This window comes from Nonomuraea rubra (genome assembly GCF_014207985.1).
GTDB lineage: Bacteria > Actinomycetota > Actinomycetes > Streptosporangiales > Streptosporangiaceae > Nonomuraea > Nonomuraea rubra.
Map to the genome: position 1 here is coordinate 9,655,844 of NZ_JACHMI010000001.1, position 15,586 is coordinate 9,671,429.

The 15,586-nt window shown below is 72.3% G+C and carries 15 protein-coding genes; 5 read left to right on the forward strand and 10 right to left on the reverse strand.

What is annotated here, in order from left to right; all coding sequences use genetic code 11:
* Positions 1-44 precede the first annotated feature (44 nt).
* The 5 genes from HD593_RS43950 to HD593_RS43970 are packed head-to-tail and all read right to left on the reverse strand — an operon-like array spanning position 45 to position 7,242.
* A complete protein-coding gene (locus HD593_RS43950; protein WP_185108681.1) occupies positions 45-2,807 on the reverse strand; it encodes a DUF5682 family protein in 2,763 nt (920 codons plus the stop codon).
* Positions 2,804-3,919 (reverse strand): ATP-binding protein, encoded by a 1,116-nt coding sequence (locus HD593_RS43955; protein WP_185108683.1) that lies wholly within the window; start codon positions 3,917-3,919, stop codon positions 2,804-2,806. Before HD593_RS43955 ends, HD593_RS43950 begins: the two co-directional genes overlap by 4 nt.
* A gap of 11 nt (positions 3,920-3,930) precedes the next feature.
* Positions 3,931-5,235 (reverse strand): VWA domain-containing protein, encoded by a 1,305-nt coding sequence (locus HD593_RS43960; protein ID WP_246547041.1) that lies wholly within the window; start codon positions 5,233-5,235, stop codon positions 3,931-3,933.
* 17 nt (positions 5,236-5,252) lie between these two features.
* On the reverse strand, positions 5,253-6,713 hold the full coding sequence (locus HD593_RS43965; protein WP_185108687.1) for a hypothetical protein: 1,461 nt from the start codon (positions 6,711-6,713) through the stop codon (positions 5,253-5,255).
* 37 nt (positions 6,714-6,750) lie between these two features.
* Complete coding sequence (locus HD593_RS43970) at positions 6,751-7,242, reverse strand: hypothetical protein (protein WP_185108688.1); 492 nt, start codon at positions 7,240-7,242, stop codon at positions 6,751-6,753.
* A 206-nt stretch (positions 7,243-7,448) separates the two neighbouring features.
* On the opposite strand from HD593_RS43970, the gene HD593_RS43975 reads away from it, so the two are divergent.
* A complete protein-coding gene (locus HD593_RS43975) occupies positions 7,449-8,090 on the forward strand; it encodes a GntR family transcriptional regulator (protein ID WP_185108690.1) in 642 nt (213 codons plus the stop codon).
* A gap of 63 nt (positions 8,091-8,153) precedes the next feature.
* Here the strand turns inward: HD593_RS43975 and HD593_RS43980 are convergent, their stop codons facing one another.
* Entirely contained in the window at positions 8,154-8,942 is a 789-nt protein-coding gene (locus tag HD593_RS43980; RefSeq protein WP_185108692.1) for an NAD(P)-dependent oxidoreductase, read from the reverse strand.
* Between the two features lie 169 nt (positions 8,943-9,111).
* Here HD593_RS43980 and HD593_RS43985 point away from each other — a divergent pair, with 169 nt between their 5' ends.
* The 4 genes from HD593_RS43985 to HD593_RS44000 are packed head-to-tail and all read left to right on the forward strand — an operon-like array spanning position 9,112 to position 12,515.
* Positions 9,112-9,819, forward strand: a complete 708-nt coding sequence (locus HD593_RS43985) for a PIG-L deacetylase family protein (RefSeq protein WP_185108694.1) — start codon at positions 9,112-9,114, stop codon at positions 9,817-9,819.
* Positions 9,816-10,508, forward strand: a complete 693-nt coding sequence (locus HD593_RS43990) for a 4-carboxy-4-hydroxy-2-oxoadipate aldolase/oxaloacetate decarboxylase (protein ID WP_185108696.1) — start codon at positions 9,816-9,818, stop codon at positions 10,506-10,508. The genes HD593_RS43985 and HD593_RS43990 overlap by 4 nt, the downstream gene beginning before the upstream one ends.
* Entirely contained in the window at positions 10,498-11,562 is a 1,065-nt protein-coding gene (locus tag HD593_RS43995; protein WP_312904145.1) for a 4-oxalomesaconate tautomerase, read from the forward strand. Before HD593_RS43990 ends, HD593_RS43995 begins: the two co-directional genes overlap by 11 nt.
* Positions 11,559-12,515 (forward strand): catechol 2,3-dioxygenase, encoded by a 957-nt coding sequence (locus HD593_RS44000; protein ID WP_185108698.1) that lies wholly within the window; start codon positions 11,559-11,561, stop codon positions 12,513-12,515. Before HD593_RS43995 ends, HD593_RS44000 begins: the two co-directional genes overlap by 4 nt.
* Here HD593_RS44000 and HD593_RS44005 read toward each other — a convergent pair.
* From HD593_RS44005 to HD593_RS44020, 4 genes are all read right to left on the reverse strand, one after another.
* Complete coding sequence (locus HD593_RS44005) at positions 12,502-12,918, reverse strand: cupin domain-containing protein (RefSeq protein WP_185108700.1); 417 nt, start codon at positions 12,916-12,918, stop codon at positions 12,502-12,504. The genes HD593_RS44000 and HD593_RS44005 overlap by 14 nt on opposite strands.
* A gap of 8 nt (positions 12,919-12,926) precedes the next feature.
* The gene (locus HD593_RS44010) at positions 12,927-13,742 is read right to left on the reverse strand and encodes a phosphoenolpyruvate hydrolase family protein (protein WP_185108702.1); all 816 of its coding nucleotides are present in this window, start codon (positions 13,740-13,742) and stop codon (positions 12,927-12,929) included.
* Positions 13,739-15,046: a Tm-1-like ATP-binding domain-containing protein gene (locus HD593_RS44015; protein ID WP_185108704.1), complete on the reverse strand. Its 1,308-nt coding sequence runs from the start codon at positions 15,044-15,046 to the stop codon at positions 13,739-13,741. The genes HD593_RS44010 and HD593_RS44015 overlap by 4 nt, the downstream gene beginning before the upstream one ends.
* A 66-nt stretch (positions 15,047-15,112) precedes the next feature.
* Positions 15,113-15,451, reverse strand: coding sequence for a luciferase domain-containing protein (locus tag HD593_RS44020; protein WP_185108706.1), 339 nt, complete (start codon positions 15,449-15,451; stop codon positions 15,113-15,115).
* Between the last annotated feature and the right edge of the window lie 135 nt (positions 15,452-15,586).

The window sequence follows — 15,586 nt, forward strand, 5'->3', positions numbered from 1 at the left end:
CGCCAGGGCGGGCCCGTCAGCGCAGACCCGCCAGGGCGGATCCGTCAGAGCAGCAGGCCCGCCACCGCCAGCACCGGCTCGGGGTGCTCGGCCAGCAGCGCGCTCACCTCCCGATGCTCGTCCCCCGCGGCACCGGCCACGCGCCACTCGCCCTCGCACCCGAGCACCCCCGCCACCGCGTCGCACGCGTCCGGATGGGCGGCGAGCAGCGACGCCACCGGCCCGGAGGCCACCGGCGCCGAGGCGGCGGCGGGCTTGGGGCGGGCGGTCCACGGCGGCACCCACGAGTCCACGGCCGTCAGCGAGCCGGGGAACGTGCGCCCCGCCTCCCGGATCAGCACCGGCATCAGCTCCGCCGCCCCGTCCCGCAGCGTGGTGATCAGCTTGGGCAGCCACGGCAGCAGCACGTTGTCGGGCAGCCGGCCGAACGCCTTCGAGATCACCTCCACCACGAACCCCGACAGCCCCGGAGCGGGCTCCATGGCCTGCACGAACCCCATGATGTAGAGCGGGAACGACGGCACGACCAGCGGGTTGGCCAGCAGCTCGTCGCAGCGGGCCCGCAGGTCGGCGATCGGCAGCAGCCCGAGCTGGTGGTGGGCCGCCCACAGCAGCGCCACCTTGCCGGGCGCCTCCGGATGCGACTGCTGCACCGCCAGCTCCAGCTGGGCCCTGTCACAGCCGAGCGCCAATGCCAGGCTCTCCATCGTGAACAGGAAGCCCAGCATGGCCGCCACCTGCCGCACGCCCGTCTCCTCGTCCACGAAGGCCGTCGGCAGCAGCGTGCAGTAGTGCGCGTACCCGGCCGTCACGAACGACTCGCACCAGGCGGGCAGCTCGGGCTCGTTCGCCCGGTAGTAGGCGAGCAGCCGCCGGATGCGGCGCAGCACCTCCGGCGCGTCGTCCACGGTGCGCTCGGCGGCGAGCAGCTCCACCGCCCGCGCCCCCAGCTCGTCGGCGAAGCGCCGGCTGCCGAGGAACAGGATCGAGTCCTCGACCGCCGCCAGCGCCACCGCCGCCGTGGCCTTGGGATCGTGCACCGAACGCCGCAGCCGCTGCTCCAGCACCTGCTCGATGGTGACGCCCTCGTAGCCGAGCTCGATGATCGAGCGCTGGTACTTGCCGAACGCCAGGTCCCAGCTCTCCTGGATGGAGCGCTCGCCCAGCCTGCGCTCGCCCATGATGGGCCGAACCGCGTCGGACGGCAGCAGGTACCGCAACATCCACAGCAGGTCGGAGCAGGGCACCAGGTCCGGCTCGGCGTTCAGGTCGAGCAGCGCCCGCTGGATCGTCCGCTTCTCCAGGTCCAGGCCGAGCGGCGCGAGCCGGTCGTAGACGTTCCTGGCCAGCGGCGGCAGCGCGTCGTAGCCGACCTCGCCGACGCGGTCGCCGCCGAGCAGGATCTCGCACAGCCGCCGGATGTCGCGCCGGCCCGGCACGGCGTCCTTCTCGATGCACGTGACGGCGGCGTCCTGGAAGTCGTACGGCGTGGGCCTGGCGCGGTTGCGCAGGCCGGCCAGCAGGATCGAGGTCTCGTAGACCGCGATCGCGTCGGCCGTGCTGGCCAGGTAGCCGTTCCGGCGGGCCAGCCGGACGATGTCCACCGACCAGCCGACCAGCTCGGCGTCGTCGAGCGGGTCGAGCGCGGGCGGCCTGGACAGGAACCCCGTCAGCTTGTCGGCCACGTCCGCCCGGGGCACGGGCGCGGGCAGCTTGGCCGCCCGCTTGCGCGCGCCCTTCTGCCCTTCGAGCTGGAACGGGGTCAGCTTGTTCCGCGTGAGCGCCTTGGCCCAGGTCGCCGCCGCGATCGACACCGAGCCCGAGGCCAGCCCGAACTGCGCCTCGATGGCCGAGTGGCTGGACGGGATGAGGCCGTACAGCCATTTCGTGCCCGTACGCGGGGTGATCTCGAACGGCGCCGCGGACTTCAGGCCGAACTGCTCGACGCGGCTGGCGGCGTGGAAGGCGCCGCACACGTACAGGCAGTCGGCGGGGTCGGCGCCGGACGTGGCCAGGTGCTCGCGCATCCTGGTCCACATGTAGCGCTCGCGGTCCTCGTCCACGGCCACCCGGGCGTCGTCGTCGGGGCGCAGGCGGCGGAACAGGCTGCCGATCAGCACCATGACCTGGCGGTAGGTGTCGTAGTCCGCGCCGGACAGGGGCTGCTCGACGTACTGGTCCCACCACTCCGACCAGTGGCGCACCTTGCCGTGGTGCAGCAGGTGCTCCTCCAGCTCGGCGAAGCGGGGGCGCAGGTCGCCGATCTCGACGCCGACCGCGTCGCCGTGCAGCCCCGCTCCCTCCTCCTTCGCGGCCGGCGCGGCGGCCGGCTCCGCCTTGGGCTCCCACTGGAAGACGTGGTCGGTCGAGCGGTCCACCAGCACCAGCTCGACGCCGGGGGTCTCCAGCGCGTACGAGATGGCCTGGTACTCGGCCGACGCCTCGGTGATCGGCGCCACCACGCTGAGCGGCGCCGAGTCCTTGGGGAAGCCGTCGAGGTCGGTCGCGAACGCCTGCAGCGCCACCGGCAGGCGGCAGTTGCGCAGCTCGGTCAGCAGCGGCTGGAGGTCCTCGCACAGCTCCAGGTAGATGACCTTCGGCTGCTTCTCGCGCAGCCTGCGCACCATCGCCAGCCCGGAGGCCGGCGAGTGGTGGCAGACCGGGAAGATCTCCAGCTCCTCGCGCAGCGCCCGGTCCACGTCGTCCACCAGGCCCGACAGGATGCCGGACACGGCGACGGGACTGCCGGCGAACTGCTCGGCGGCGTCGAGAAGCTGCTCGCGCAGCGCGCTGAAGGGACCGTTCATGACAGGGTCGAGATGGCCTCGCGGCCGCCCTCGAGGAACTCCGGCCACTCCCCGCCGGCCTTCTTGCTGCGGGGCTCGACGACGCCGTGCCAGTACTTGTTGAGAATGGCCAGGTCCTCGGGGCTGCGCCGGGCCAGCGAGCCGACCAGCGAGGAGGCCAGCGTCTGGGCGCGCAGCACGCGATCGCCGAAGAAGTGGCTGTGCAGGATGGCGTCCTCCAGCACGCCGATCTGCTCGGCCGTGGACAGCGCCGACTCCAGCTTCTCGTCGTCGCTGGTGGCCGAGGCCGCCGCCGAGCGCAGGTCGGCGAAGCTCTGCAGCAGGATGTCGAGCAGCGTGGGCGGCAGGTCCAGCTCGATCTGGTGCCTGCGCAGCAGCTCCTCGGTACGGAAGCGGACGATCTCCGCCTCGCTCTTCTTGTTCGTCACGACCGGGATGCGGACGAAGTTGAAGCGCCGCTTGAGGGCCGAGGACAGGTCGTTGACGCCCCGGTCGCGGCTGTTGGCGGTGGCGATGATGGAGAAGCCGGGCTGGGCGAAGACGATGTTGTCGTCGTCGAGCTCGGGGATGGAGACGTACTTCTCCGACAGGATCGAGATGAGCGCGTCCTGCACGTCGCTGGTGGAGCGGGTCAGCTCCTCGAAGCGGCCGATCACGCCGCGCTCCATCGCCGTCATGATCGGCGAGGGGATCATCGACTCGCGGGACTGCCCCTTGGCGATGACCATGGAGACGTTCCACGAGTACTTGATGTGGTCTTCGGTGGTGCCCGCCGTGCCCTGCACCACGAGGGTGGAGTTGCGGCAGATCGCTGCGGCCAGCAGCTCGGCCAGCCAGCTCTTGCCGGTGCCCGGGTCGCCGATCAGCAGCAGGCCCCGGTCGGAGGCCAGGGTCACGATGCTGCGCTCGACGAAACTGCGGTCGCCGAACCACTTCTGCGGGATCTCGCGCTCGATGCCGTCGGAGCGCTCGGAGCCGAGGATGAACACCCGGATCATGCGGGGGCTGAGCCGCCACGAGAACGGCTTGGGGGAGTCGTCGATGGACTCCAGGTAGTCGAGCTCCTCCGCAAACTTCACCTCTGCGGGGGCGCGCAGCATATCGTCACTCATTCGCGAGTCTCCTAAGTGAGGAAGTTCTTGAGCTCGAAGACGAGCTTGTGGATGTGACCCGAGATCACGGGGGTGCCCAGGTCCTTGAATTTCTTGCGGAACCACGGATCGACGCTCTGCACGCCGGAGCTGTTGACCGAGCCGACGGGGATGAACTTCACGCCCGAGCGGTAGACGGCCTCGATGCCCTCGTAGAGCGGCTGGGAGGCGCCGAACTCGTAGAAGTCGGAGATCCACACCATCACGGTGTTGCGCGGATCGCTGATCTTGGGGCGGGCCATGGCCATCGCGACCGGGCCGTTGTTGCCGCCGCCGAGGTTCGTGCGCATCAGCACCTCGAACGGGTCGTGCACCCACGGGGTCAGGTCGATGGCCCGGGTGTCGTACGCGATCAGGTGCACGTCGACCTTCGGCAGGCCCGCGAAGATCGAGGCCAGGATGGTGCAGTTGACCATCGAGTCCGTCATCGAGCCCGACTGGTCGACGACCACGATGAGCCTGGCCGGCGTCGTGCGGCGGGCGGTCTGCTTGTAGAAGAGCCGGTCCACGTACAGCCGCTGGTCCTCGGCGTTCCAGTTGGGCAGGTTCTTCCAGATGGTGCGGTCGATGTCGAGGTTGCGGAAGACCCGCTTGGGCGGCACCGTGCGGTCGATGACGCCGGAGCTGGTCTTCTCCACCTGCGTACGCAGCACCTCGGCGACCTCGTCCACATACCTGCGGATGAGCGCCTTGGCGTTGGCCAGCGCGACGCCCGACAGGTTGGACTTGTCGCGCAGGAGCTGCTCGATGAGCGACATGCTGGGCGTGAGCTGCGCGGCCAGGGCGGGGTCGGCGAGCACCTCGCGCAGGTGCATGCGCTTGATCAGGTCGCCTTCCAGGCCGGCGAGGACCTTGGCCAGCTCCTCGTTGCCCTGGCTGTGGCGCAGCCCGCCCGGCTCGCAGCCCATGCCGCGCTCGAACCAGGCGGCGTCCTGCTTCCAGCTCTCCAGCTGGGCGGCGGAGACGTTGCCCGAGCCCGTCGCGAACACGTTGAGCAGCAGCTTGGAGACCAGGGCGGCGCGGCGCACCTCGTCGCCGGCCTCGTGCTCCCTGTCGGCCATCAGGCCGTCGAACTCGGCGGCCAGGTCGGGGAAGCGCTGCACCAGGTTGTCGACCGACACCGCGGGGTCGAGCAGGGTGAGCGGCAGGCCGAGGTCGCCGACGATGCCGAGGCTGGCGTTCTCCAGCGCGGGCTGCTCGTCGGGGCCGAACAGCCTGGACATCAGGCGCCAGTAGAGCACCTGCCGCCGGGTCTCATCGGCACTCTGCCCACTCATCTCTGTGGTCATGTCGGTCATTTCCGCAGCAGCCGTCCCGCTCGTTCGCGCAGCACGGCGACCACGTCGCCGTTCTTGCTCTCGGCCTTGGCCACCTTGGGGTCGGTGGGGCCGAGCGCCCAGTCGCCGTTGTGCGCGGCGACCGGCTGCTTCTTCACCGACGCCTGTACGGCCAGCGGCTGCAGCGACCACTGCCCGCCGTCCCAGCGCACCAGCCCGATGCACGCCGTGGACGCCTTGACCAGCGCGGGCGTGAGCGGTCCTGCGGACGGCAGCCGGTCGAGGTCGAGCGCCAGCTTGCTGCCGCCCAGGTCGATCGTCTGCCCGTCGGTCTTGTAGCCCTCGACGAAGACGGGCTCGGCGATGCGTACGGGGTGCCGGTCCAGCGGCGTGACCGCCGGCGGCGTCGCGGCGGCGAGCTGGAGCCTGGCCGTGGCGAACGGGTCGGCGTCCTCCCCCGCGCGGGCCCGGTGGTTCTCCCACACCAGGTCGCCGCCCGGCAGCAGCGGCATGTCGGTGATCTCCACGCTGCGGTGCTGCGCCAGCGCGGACAGCAGCACGGGCTGGTCGCGCAGCAGCTTCCACACGGTCGGCCCGACGATGGTGTCGACCTTGGCGGCCGCGATGCTCGTGCGGACCAGCCTGGCGGGCGCGCCACCGGCGGGCTCCAGGACGGCGTGGATCTGGACGCGTACGACGGTGGCGTGCTCGTGCACGTCGGCGCCCAGGATCAGCAGCCGGCCGGACACCTGCTCGGCGCCGCCCCCGTGCCAGGGCCCCTGCTGGGACAGCAGCATCGCGCGCGTCCACAGGTCGGCCCACCTGCGGGCGGGCAGCCGGTCCATGGTGGCGACCGGGCTGGACGCCCGCAGCTCCGTCGCCAGCCCGTCGAGCAGCACCGCCAGCCCGCGCAGCTCGGGGACGGCCAGCAGCGCCTCGATGGTCTGGTCGGCCGCGGAGACCAGGTCGTGGTCGACGCCGCGCCAGCCGACGATGGCCAGCTCGCGCAGCCAGACCCGGCAGCCGGCCAGCAGGTTCCCGGCCGGGCTGGAGGAGCCGGCGCTGGAGGCGGCGCTGGAGGAGCCGGCGCTGGAGGAGCCGGCGCTGGAGGCGGCCGCCTCCGGCTTGGCCTCGGCGGGCGCCCAGGCGGCGCGCGTGCGCCCCAGGGCCGCGTCGAGGCGGGCGAGCAGCGCGTCGTGCACCGCGCCGAACAGCGCGGCCCTGCCGCCGGCCAGCGCCGCCAGGTGCTCGTCGGCGACCGAACCGGCGGCCACCTTCTCCACGGCCTCGCCGACGCGCTCGCCGATGGGGGTGCCCGCCAGCGCGCCCGCCAGGGCGGCCAGCGCCGCGGCCGGCTCCTCACCGAGCCTGGCCAGGCCGAGGGTGAGCGCGTCGTCGAAGCCCGCCACCAGGTCGAGCGCCTCGCCGGCCCCTGCCGGGGCGTCGCCGAGCAGCCCGCTCAGCTGTACGTCGAGCATCAGCACACCGCCTTGTCTGACACGTACGTGATCGGCATCAGCGCACCGCCCCCGTCGCCGGGAACCAGTGCAGCTCGGCCAGCGGCTCGGTGCTGTCGGGCACCTCCAGGTAGGCCAGGTGGCGCAGGAACCGGCTGAACACGACGGCCGCCGGGGTACGCTCGACGTGCCCCTTGATCTCCGCCATCAGCGAGCCGCCCTCGGGCACCTCGACCCGCAGATAGCGGGCCACCCGGTCCAGCCCGTACTGGACGACGGCCTCGTCGGCCAGCATGCGGATGTGTTTGCACGCGTAGCCGTGCAGCGCGCCGCACGGCCGGTTGTTGTTGGTGCTGCAGCTCAGCGCGTGGGTGCCCGCGGTGATCGACGAGACGTAGACCCGCTCGATGTCGGATCCGCTCGACACGACCCCCTGCAGCCGGCCGTCGGCCAGCTCGACGAAGGGCACCTTGGCGAGCTTGCGCGGCTCGACGGGTGGCACCACCCGGACCACGCTGCGCTGCTCCCACGCGGTTTTGTCCGCGTCCACGACCTCAGAACCTCCCGCCCCGCCGGCTCGCCGGCACAGGCGGAAGTGCCCGTGCCCGTGCGGCCGGCTGATCAATTGACCGGGAACTTACCGGAGGCCACCGACAGACTCGGGGCAAATGATCAAAGCGCCTGGCGAGTCAGGGCGCGCGCCATCCGCGGGAGATTGTCCATAATATTGTCTACCAAGACATCGAGGAGGATCTCGTGAGCTCAGGGCCCCCGAGCGCGGAGACGCTGACCGACAGGGTCAGGGCGGCCATACTCGGCGGGGACTTCGTGCCCAACCAGCGGCTGGTCGAGGCCGACGTGTGCGAGCAGTTCGGCGCCCCGCGCGCCGCCGTGCGGGAGACGTTCAAGGAGCTCGCCGGGGAGGGGCTCGTCGAGATCCTACGCAACAAGGGCGCCCGTGTCCGGGCGATCTCGAAGGCGGAGGCCGTCGAGATCACCGAGGTGCGGATGGTGCTGGAGGGCCTGTCGGCCGCCAAGGCCGCCGAGCGGGTCACGCCCGAGCAGGCCGAGCGGCTGCGGGAGATCGTCGCCGGCATGCGGGCGGCGGTGGAGCGCAACGACCTGGACCGGTATTCGGAGCTGAACGCCGCGCTGCACGCCGAGGTGCGCAGGATCGCCGGGCACCGCACGTCCGCGGCCATCATCGAGCGGCTGGGGGCGCAGGTGGTGCGGCACAAGTTCCGGCTGGCCCGGCAGCCGGGGCGGGCGGCGGTGTCGCTGCCGCAGCACGAGCTGATCGTGGCGGCCATCGTGGCCCGCGACCCGGAGGCGGCCCAGACGGCGATGCAACAGCACCTCCGCAGCGTCGCCAAGGCCCTGGAGTCCACCCCCGACTGACCTCCCACGGCGGGCCGCCTCACCGCGGGCCATCTCACCGCGGGCCATCTCACCGCGGGCCTCTTAGGACGGGTCCGGGACGGGCGGGATGCCGGTGCGGGTCACCTCGTCCAGGGTGGCGGTGGTGGCGCGCGTCATGGTGTCCGGGACGCCGAGCGCCTCCAGCATGCGCGTGGCCGCCTCCATCTCGTGCACCCGCCGTACGCCGTGCTGCCCCGCCCCCTTGAGCAGCCGCACCACGAACTCCTCGTCGGCCGCCGTGACCGTCTCCAGCAGATGCCCCCAGAACCACTCCCCCAGTCCCGCCTCCTCCGCCGCCCGCTGCGACTCGATGACCAGCGCGCTCAGCCCCTTGACCAGCACGCTCCGCAGCAGCTTCCTGGCGGCCGCATCGCCGGGCGCGCCGCCGATCGGCGTCACGGACATGCCGAGCCCGCCCGCGAGAACGGCGAAGCGCCCCGCCTCCGCCCCGCTCGCCAGAACGGGGGTCGCCAGCCCGCGCAGCGGCACCGGAGCCATGATCGCGCCGTCCACGACCCCGACCCCGGCCGGCTCCAGCAGCTCGGCGACCCGCCGCTTGTCGCCGGGCGCGCCGGTGGACAGGTCGGCGTAGAGCGCCCCCCGCTTGAGATGGGGCCGCGATTCGGCACAGGCGGCGAGGCTGTCGGCCCCGGTGGTCACGGCGATGACCAGATCGGCCCCGCGTACGGCATCGGCGTTGCGGGCCACCAGGTCACCACCCTCGGGGCAGACAGGGTCGTACACGCGCAGCCGCACCTTCCCCGCCAGCCCCGCGGCGAGAACCCGACCGACCTCGCCGTGACCGAGCACCGCCACCCGAAGTGTGTCCATGCCGCCATCCTCCCCCACCAGGGAACCATATCGTTGACAATATTGTGCGATCCATCGCCCCACCTCCACCAAACGGGGCACCATACGGCGAAAGTGTTGACAATCTGGTTGCCGAACTCCTAGCGTCAGCCAGGTGACCCCGGCTCGGACCTCTTCTCGTACCCTGTTGGTGATCAGCGCTCACGCCGGCGACTTCGTCTGGCGCGCGGCCGGCGCGATAGCCCTGGCCACGAGCCGTGGCGAGCGCGCCAAGGTGGTGTGCCTCAGCTACGGCGAGCGCGGCGAGTCCGCGAAGGCGTGGCGCGCGGGCAGGACGCTGGAGGAGATCAAGGCGATCAGGCGCGAGGAGGCGGAGAACGCCGCCGCGGAGCTGGGCGCCGAGATCGAGTTCCTCGACGCGGGCGACTACCCGCTGGTGGAGAGCCAGGAGCTGGTGGACCGGCTGGTCCGGGTCTACCGCGACGTGGTGCCCGACGTGGTGCTGACGCACCCGCTGGCCGACCCGTACAACGGCGACCACCCGGCAGCGGCCCGCATGGCGCTGCAGGCGCGGGTGCTGGCGCAGGCCATCGGCTACGAGGCACCCGGCGAGCCGCTCGGCGCGCCCCCCGTGTTCTTCTTCGAGCCGCACCAGCCCGAGCAGTGCGGCTTCAAGCCGGAGGTGCTGCTCGACATCACCCCCGTGTTCGGCAGGAAGCGCATGGCCATGGAGTGCCTGCCGGCCCAGCAGCACATGTGGGACTACTACACCGACCTGGCCAGGCGCCGCGGCGTGCAGCTCAAGCGCAACGCGGGCCCGAACCTCGGCCTGGCGCACGACACCGCGGGAGAGGCGTACATGCGGCTGTACCCGCAGGTCACGGACGTGCTGTCGTGAGGAACGTGGTCGTCACCGGCATCCCGCGCGCCGACCTCGGCCGGATCGACACCCTGGCCTCGTACGGCGTCGCGACCGTGCACGAGGCCCTCGGCCGCACCGGCTACCTCGGCCCCGGCCTGCGCCCCGCCTGGCCGGGCGCCAGGACGGGCGGGAACGCGGTCACCGTGCTGTGCTGGCCGGGCGACAACCTGATGATCCACGTCGCGGTCGAGCAGTGCAGGATCGGTGACCTCCTCGTCGTCACCACGACCTCGCCGTCTACGGACGGCATGTTCGGGGAGCTGTTCGCCACCGCGCTCCAGTACCGGGGAGTGCGCGGGGTGGTGATCAACGCGGGCGTGCGCGACGTGGCCGAGTTGCGGGCCATGGGCTTCCCGGCCTGGAGCGCGGCCGTCAGCGCGCAGGGCACCGTGAAGGCGACCCCGGGCGCGGTGAACGTGCCGATCACGATCGGCGGGCAGCTCATCAGGCCGGGCGACACGATCATCGCCGACGACGACGGAGTGCTCGTGTGCCCGCGCGAGGACCTGGAGAACGGCATCGAGTCGGCCACGGCCAGGGCGGCCAAGGAGGCGGCCACGCGGGAGGCGTTCGGGAAGGGCGAGCTCGGCCTCGACCGGTACGGCCTGCGCGACCGCCTGCCGGAGCTGGGCCTCACCTACGAGGAGTACGACGGTGACCGATGACGGGGTGCGCTGCATGCTGATGCGCGGCGGCACCTCCAAGGGGGCGTACTTCCTGGCCGACGACCTGCCCGGCGACCCGGCGGAGCGCGACGACCTGCTCCTGCGCATCCTGGGCAGCCCCGACCCGCGCCAGATCGACGGCCTCGGCGGCGCGCACCCGCTGACCAGCAAGGTCGCCGTCGTCTCGGCCTGCGCGGATTCGTCCGCCGACGTGGACTACCTCTTCCTCCAGGTCGCCGTGGACGAGCCGGTCGTCTCCAGCCGCCAGACCTGCGGCAACCTCCTGGCGGGCGTGGGCCCGTTCGCCGTCGAGCGCGGGCTCGTCGAGCCGCTCGGCGACCGTACGGACGTGCGCATCCGCCAGGTCAACACCGGCGGCACCGCCACCGCGAGCTTCCCCACGCCCGGCGGCCGGGTCGACTACCGGGGCGGCACCGCCATCTCCGGTGTGCCGGGCACGGCCGCGGCCGTCCTGCTCGAGTTCGGAAGCACGTCCGGCAGGCTGCTGCCGACCGGCCGCGTGGTGGACGTGATCGACGGCATCGAGGTGACCTGCGTCGACAACGGCATGCCGGTCGTCGTCGCGGCGGCCACGGACCTGGGCGTCACCGGTTACGAGTCCCACCAGGAGCTGGCGGAGGACCGCGTCCTGCTCGACCGGATCCAGTCGCTGCGGCTGCGGGCCGGCGAGCTGATGGGGCTAGGCGACGTCAGCGCCGAGTCCGTGCCGAAGACCACGCTCGTCGCCCCGCCCAGGGACGGCGGGGCGCTGTGCACCCGCACGTTCATCCCGGTCAGGCCGCACACGTCGATCGGGGTGCTGGGCGCCGTCAGTGTCGTCACGGTCGCGCTGCTGCCGGGCGGCGTGGCCCGGCGATTCGCCCGCCTGCCTGAAGGCAGCCGGTTCGACGTCGAGCACCCCACCGGCCACCTGGAGGTCGAGGTGGAGCTCGACCTGTCCACCGACCCGCCGGCGGCGCTGCGGGCGGCCGGCGTGCGCACCGCGCGCAAGCTCTTCGACGGAACGGTCTACCCACGGGAAGGAAAGCCGTGAACGCCCTGCTGCACGACGTCGCCCATCTCGGCCACGTCGAACTGCTCACCCCGGTGCCCGAGCGGAGCCTGTGGTTCTTCACCGAGATCCTCGGCATGACCGCCACCGGCCAGGACGGCGACTCGGTGTACCTGCGCACGTACGACGACTACGAGCACCACAGCCTGACGCTCACCGCGCACCACACCTCCGGCCTGCGCGCGACCGGCCTGCGCGCGAGCAGCCAGGAGGCGCTGGAGCGCAGGGTGCTGTTGGTCAAGGACGCGGGGCTGGGCATCGGCTGGCGCGACGGCGAGCCGGGCCGCGGCCCGACGTACGCCTTCCGCGACCCGGACGGCCACGAGCTGCGGCTGTACTGGGAGTCGGAGTGGTACGAGGCCCCCGAGGAGCTGCGCCCCGCCCTGAAGAACCAGCCGCAGGCCTTCCCCGGCCACGGCGTCGGCGTGCGGCGCCTCGACCACGTCAACTTCCTGGCCGCCGAGGCCGCGGCGAACGGCGCGTTCGTCCGCGACGTGCTCGGCGCGCGCGTCACCGAGCAGATCAGGCTGGACTCCGGCCGGATCTCGGCCCAGTGGCTGCACTTCGGCAACAAGTCGTACGACCTCGTCTACACCGACGACTGGTCGGGCTCCTCCGGCCGCCTGCACCACCTCGCCTTCGCCACGAACTCCCGCGAGGACATCCTGCGCGCGGCCGACATCTGCCTCGAGAACGGCGTCTTCATCGAGACGGGCCCGCACAAGCACGCCATCCAGCAGACGTTCTTCCTGTACGTCTACGAGCCCGGCGGCAACCGCGTCGAGCTGTGCAACCCGCTGACCAGGCTCATCCTGGCCCCCGACTGGCGGACCATCACGTGGACGGAGGCCGAGCGCGCCAAGGGCCAGGCGTGGGGGCTGAAGACGATCGCCTCCTTCCACTCCCACGGCACGCCCCCGGTCACCCCGGCTTGACGGCCTCCCAGGCAGGGTGCTCGCCCGGCGCCAGCTCCACGAAGCCGGGCAGGTCGCGCAGCGCCTCCTCGGCGCCGCCCGGCGTGTACGTGGCGATGATCCGCATGGGGCGCCACCCGGTGTTGAACGTCGAGTGCAGCGTCCCCATGGGGATGTAGACGGCGTCGCCGGCCGTGACCGCGAACTCGGGCCCGTCGCCGACCGTCTGCCGCCCCTCCCCTTCGATGATGTAGAGCACCTCGTCGGAGAAGGGATGCTGGTGGCGGTCGTGCCCCTGGCCCGGGTTGATCACGACCTCGCCGAAGGTGGACGAGGCGCCGGGCACGCTGCCGGGCGTCACGTGCCACTTGATCGAGCCCCAGCCGAACACCATGGTCGGCACGTCGTCCGGTCTGCGGTGCATGAGTTCTCCTAGAGGCTCTTGAAGGCGCGCAACTGGTCGGCGATGGCCCGCTCGGCGGGCAGGCGCTCCATGGAGGAGGCGCCGAAGAAGCCCGCGATGCCGGTGGTGCGCGCCTGGATGTAGGCGACGTCGTCGGGCTCGGCGATGGGGCCCCCGTGGCACAGGACGATGACGTCGGGGTTCACGGTCACGGCGGCGTCGCGCATCTCCTGGACGCGTACGGCGGACTCGTCCAGGGTGAGAGCGGTCTTGGCGCCGATGCTGCCCTTGGTCGTCAGGCCCATGTGCGGCACGATGACGTCGGCGCCCGCGCGCGCCATGGCCGTCGCCTGCTCGGGGGTGAACACGTACGGGGCGGTGAGCAGGCCGCGCTCGGCGGCCAGCCGGATCATCTCGATCTCCAGGTCGAAGCCCATGCCGGTCTCCTCCAGGTTCGCCCGGAAGACGCCGTCGATGAGGCCGACGGTGGGGAAGTTCTGGACGCCGGTGAAGCCCATGGCCTTGAGCTGGTCGAGGAACTGCGGCATGAGCCTGAACGGGTCGGTACCGCAGACGCCCGCCAGCACCGGGGTGTCCTTGACGACCGGCAGCACCTCGCCGGCCATCTCGACCACGATCGCGTTGGCGTCCCCGTACGGCAGCAGCCCCGCCAGCGAGCCGCGCCCGGCCATCCTGAACCGGCCCGAGTTGTAGATGATGATCAGGTCCACGCCGCCGAGCTCGGCCGCCTTGGCGGACAGCCCGGTGCCCGCGCCCGCCCCGATGACGAGCCGTCCGGCCTTCCGCTCGGCCCTGAGCCTGCCGAGTGCCTCGTCGCGGTTCATGCCACCCCTTTCTCGATCAGCTCGTGCAACCGGTCGGCGGCGGCGACCGCGAACCGGGGCTGGTTGATGTCGTCCTCGCTCTCCACGACCTGGACGTCGCCGCCGGCCACCGACTCCAGCACGGCCGCGAAGCAGGCGGCGTCGGCCTCGGGGTCGTGGAACGGCGCGCCTTCGACGTCCACGGCCGAGACGCCGCCGCGCGGCACGAACAGCGCGACCGGCCCGGTGGCCGCGCGCAGCTTCGTGCCGATCTCGCGGCCGATCGCGGCGCACTCCTCCGCCGTCGTCCGCATCAGCGTCACGGTCGGGTTGTGCACCAGGAGGCGTCGCCGGCCGAACCGCTCGGGCACGGTCTCCATCGGCCCGAAGTTCACCATGTCCACCGCGCCCAGGCTGACGACCTGCGGCACGCCGGCCGCCCCGGCGGCGGTCAGGCGCTCCGGGCCCGCCGACAGCACGCCGCCCACCAGCTCGTCGGCCAGCTCGGTGGTGGTGAGGTCGAGCACCCCGGCGAAGTAGCCGTCCCTGACCAGGGCCTCCATGGCGCGGCCGCCCGAGCCGGTGGCGTGGAAGACCAGCACCTCGTAGCCCAGCTCCTCCAGCCGGGCCCTGGCGGCGTTCACGGCGGGGGTGGTCACGCCGAACATGGTGGCCGCGACCAGGGGCCTGTCCCCACGGGGCGCCTCGTTGCGGCGCTCGTCGTAGGCGGCGGCCATCGCGGCGATCGCCGCCGCCGCGTTGCCCAGGATCGGGCGGGAGATCGCGTTGACGCCCGAGATGTCGACGACGCTGTACATGAGCGTCACGTCGCGTTGCCCCACGTAGGGCGTCACGTCGCCGCTCGCCATGGTGGAGACCAGCAGCTTGGGCACCCCCACGGGCAGCGCCGCCATGGCCGCCGCGGCGATCGAGGAGCCGCCGCTGCCGCCGAGCGCCAGCACGCCGCTCACCCGCCCGCGTTCCCACAGCTCCCGGACGAGCTTCGCGGCTCCGGCGGCCATCACCCGCAGGGCGGCGCCGCGATCGCCGCCGCTCCTGAGCCGGTCGAGGCTCGCACCGCCCGCCTCGGCGACGGCCGCCGCACCGATGTCGGGAGCCAGGCCCGCGACGCCGGTGCCCGGACCCGCGACGCCGGTGCCCGGACCCGCGGCGCCCGGAGCCTGATCGCCCGCGCCCGGCGCCGGACCGCCCATGACGCCCGCGTCGAGCAGCACGACCTCCTGCCCGGCCGCCGTGACGAGGTCACGGACGTAGGAGTACTCCACGCCCTTGGTGTCGAGGGTCCCGAGCAGTAACACGGCCATGACCGACCTCCTCCGGGGTTCGCTGCCACCCAGCAACCTCCCCCACCCGGCGGGCCGTCACGCCTCTCAGGGCACGTGCGCCTTGATCGCCACGCTGGTCAGGGCGAGCAGCAGCTCCAGGTCCGGCTCGGCGTCCACGTGCACGGCCACCCAGGCCAGGTCCTCGCACGCCTGCACCTGCTCGCACGTGCTCAGGTAGGGCCGCAGCCGGTCGATGGCCGGGGCGGTCAGGCGCACCTGCACCTCGTCGGCGCCGCTGAGCCGGACGATCTCGGTGCCGTGCACGGCGAACGTGGTGCCGTGCCGGCCGTCGCTGACCGCCAGCGCGGGCCACGCCTTCAGCTCCGCCACCGCCCGGGCGACGTACGGTCCCCGACGTTCAGCGTCCCGCCGCCAGGCGGTCATCCCTGCCACACCTCCATGCTGAGGGATGCGCGTACGGAACGTCAGTGTCCGTTCCGCAACCGTTATCGGCGCGCTCCGGACGCCGGCTCCGCCTTACTGGGCGATTTCACGATCTGAGCGTCACGTATTGACTCG

Excerpts from the sequence above, each read along its gene's own strand:
- HD593_RS43960 (WP_246547041.1), bottom strand. The coding sequence starts at position 5,235 with ATGAGTGGGCAGAGTGCCGATGAGACCCGGCGGCAGGTGCTCTACTGG.
- HD593_RS44015 (WP_185108704.1), bottom strand. The coding sequence starts at position 15,046 with ATGGCCGTGTTACTGCTCGGGACCCTCGACACCAAGGGCGTGGAGTAC.
- HD593_RS44010 (WP_185108702.1), bottom strand. The coding sequence starts at position 13,742 with ATGAACCGCGACGAGGCACTCGGCAGGCTCAGGGCCGAGCGGAAGGCC.
- HD593_RS43965 (WP_185108687.1), bottom strand. The coding sequence starts at position 6,713 with ATGCTCGACGTACAGCTGAGCGGGCTGCTCGGCGACGCCCCGGCAGGG.
- HD593_RS44020 (WP_185108706.1), bottom strand. The coding sequence starts at position 15,451 with ATGACCGCCTGGCGGCGGGACGCTGAACGTCGGGGACCGTACGTCGCC.
- HD593_RS43950 (WP_185108681.1), bottom strand. The coding sequence starts at position 2,807 with ATGAACGGTCCCTTCAGCGCGCTGCGCGAGCAGCTTCTCGACGCCGCC.
- HD593_RS43955 (WP_185108683.1), bottom strand. The coding sequence starts at position 3,919 with ATGAGTGACGATATGCTGCGCGCCCCCGCAGAGGTGAAGTTTGCGGAG.
- HD593_RS43980 (WP_185108692.1), bottom strand. The coding sequence starts at position 8,942 with ATGGACACACTTCGGGTGGCGGTGCTCGGTCACGGCGAGGTCGGTCGG.
- HD593_RS44005 (WP_185108700.1), bottom strand. The coding sequence starts at position 12,918 with ATGCACCGCAGACCGGACGACGTGCCGACCATGGTGTTCGGCTGGGGC.